Raw genomic sequence first — 2,716 nt, 5'->3', positions numbered from 1 at the left:
TGTCGATAGCGCTGCACGCAGCGGGCGGGCGGCACAGCCGGCGTCCCCTGGTGCCGGCCGCTGGTGCGAGCGGCCTGCTGATCGCTGCGCTCCTGCTGATGCACTCCGTGTACGCGCTGGTGCGCCTCGTGCTCGACAACCTGCTCGGCTACCTCGTCCGGCTGTTCGATCTTGCCCCGGTCGGCGCGGAGGCCGGCCTGCGTGTCCTGCTCGCACGGGACGAGCCGCTGGACCTCGGTGACAGCAGGCTGGACCTGTTTCCCTTCCTGGCCGGAATCGCCCTGACGGCGTTCGCCGCAGCGGCGGCCGCCGTCGTGCTTGTACGCCCGGGACTGGGCCTCACCGCCCTGTGGCGAACCCGGATGCAGAGATACCTGTGGTGGCACCGGGTCATCGGGGACGCGCCAGCCCTTCTTCCCGTGGCGGTTCCGCTCGGCGCGGTCCTGGCTGCTGCAGGAACGGCTCTGGCTATCAGCTTCGGTGAGGGAAACCTCGGCGGGGTGTGGCTCGCCCTTGCGGTGCTCCTCCTGCAGGTTGCAGGGGCAGCGGTAATCCTCACGCTTGTCCTGCGCCAGGTCCAGCCTGTCCAGGAGGTCCTCGGGAAGGTGGCCGACATCGCGGGTTTCTGGCCCGTGCGGGACCACCCTCTGGCGGGAGCGTCCTACCGGAACCGGGTAGTGGCAGGGCTCCGCTCCCAGGTGACTGAAGCCGGTCCACTCGAGGTCGCCCTCGTCGCCTACAGCCAGGGGAGCGTCCTCACCGCTTTCCTGCTGGCCGAAAGCGAAAGCGAAAGGGCACGGCCGGACGGCGTCGATAGTGGTGAGCGGCATCTCATCACCACCGGCTCACCGCTTGCCTCCCTCTACGCCGTGTTCTTTCCCGGCTATTTCCCACCCGACTGGTTTCCGGCTCTGGCGGGGCGATGCACCACCTGGTACAACTTCTGGCGGGCCACGGACCCTATCGGCTTCCCGGTGCCCGGTGCCGTCAATGTCGAACTGCCGCCCACCGACGCCCACGGTGAGGTGCTCGGCCACGGCCGGTACTGGGACGAACCGGAGATTGTGGATCATGTCCAGCGGCTCGAGGCCCGGGAAGCGATTTCGCCGCAGGCCGGGCACAACCGGTAGCATTGAGCCCACGTAGGGGAGTATCCCAAGCGCTACGAACGTCAACACGCGAGGCAGTGCAGCCCCGCCGGGCGTAGCGGTCGGCCGGCGAAACGCCGCGGCGGAGAGACTTACGCCATTCCGTCGCAGCCCTGGAAGGTCATCCATGCCCGCATTACCACTCGCGTTCGAGGTCGGCACGTTCGTCGTCCTCGGAATCATCCTGCTTTTCGATCTGCTGCTGGTCGTCAAGCGGCCCCACGAGCCTTCCATGAAGGAGGCCGGCCTGTGGGTCGCCTTCTATGTGAGCCTTGCCCTCATCTTCGCCGCGCTGATGTTCTTCTTCACCGGTGCCGAGTACGGCGGCCAATTCGTTGCTGGCTGGATCACCGAGTACAGCCTCAGCATCGACAACCTGTTCGTCTTCATCATCATCATGGCCCGCTTCTCGGTGCCCCGGAAGTACCAGCAGGAAGTGCTGATGGTGGGTATCATCATCGCGCTGGTCCTCCGCGGTATCTTCATTGCCCTGGGCGCCGCCGTGATCGAGAACTTCAGCTGGATCTTCTACATCTTCGGCGCGTTCCTGCTCTACACCGCCTACAAGCAGGCCACCGATTCCGGTGAGGACGAAGAGAACGCGGGCGAGAACAAGCTGATCAAGAAGCTCCGCACCGTGGTCCCGATGTCGGACACGTACGACGGCGGCAAGCTGCGGACGGTGGTCGACGGCAAGAAGGTCTTCACGCCGATGCTCATCGTCTTCGTCACCATCGGGCTGACCGACCTGCTCTTCGCGGTCGACTCCATCCCGGCGATCTTCGGCCTCACACAGAGTGCCTTCATCGTCTTCACTGCCAATATCTTCGCGCTCATGGGGCTCCGCCAGCTGTACTTCCTGCTGGGCGGGCTGATGACCCGGCTGATCTACCTCAAGCACGCGCTGTCCGTCATCCTCGCGTTCATCGGCGTGAAGCTCGTGCTGCACGCGATGCACGTCAACGAGCTGCCGTTCATCAACGGTGGCCAGCACATCGAATGGGCGCCGGAGATTCCCACCTTCGTGTCCCTCGCCGTCATCGTGCTCACCATCGTTGTCGCGGTGGTCGCGAGCCTGCTGAGCCCGAAGGCGCGCCAGGCCGCCATCGACGCCGACCTCGCGGCCGACGAGCAGAAAGCTACCCAGCAGGACCCCCACTGACGCCGGGCTAGATGATTGGAAGGGGAGCGGGCCGATGGCTCGCTCCCCTTCTGCATTCCAAGGCGTCTACGCTAACCGTCCCGGCGGCACCGTGGGCGCTGAAGATCGGTGAGCCCGGCCCCCTGTCTGTCAGCATTGGGTGAGACACCGCCACTTTTCCCACTGACTCCTTAAGGGCGAGATTTGGAAACCGATTCCCTGTGACCACCGCACCTGCTTCGCCCACCGCCAACACCGACGGTGGATCCATGGCTGATCCCGAAAAACCTAGTGCAGATCGCCCCCTCCGCCGCTCCTTCACCCCAGGGGAAAAACTCTCGATCCTGGAAACTTACGAGTCCCTCGACGGCCCCGGAGCCAAGGGCGCCTTCCTCCGCCGCGAAGGCCTGTTCTCCTCCCAAATCAC

At 65.2% G+C, this 2,716-nt stretch carries 2 protein-coding genes; both read left to right on the top strand.

Annotated features, from left to right (window positions below; all coding sequences use genetic code 11):
- Positions 1-1,130, top strand: a 1,130-nt coding sequence (locus Y704_RS24320; RefSeq protein WP_026548939.1) for a hypothetical protein, incomplete at its 5' end; no start/stop codon positions are given.
- Between the two features lie 145 nt (positions 1,131-1,275).
- Positions 1,276-2,310 (top strand): TerC family protein, encoded by a 1,035-nt coding sequence (locus Y704_RS0102475; protein WP_026548938.1) that lies wholly within the window; start codon positions 1,276-1,278, stop codon positions 2,308-2,310.
- The last annotated feature ends 406 nt before the right edge of the window (positions 2,311-2,716 follow it).

Origin of the sequence: Arthrobacter sp. Br18 (assembly GCF_000520555.1) — a bacterium.
Classification (GTDB): domain Bacteria; phylum Actinomycetota; class Actinomycetes; order Actinomycetales; family Micrococcaceae; genus Arthrobacter_D.
This window is presented reverse-complemented; position numbering and strand designations above follow the sequence as displayed.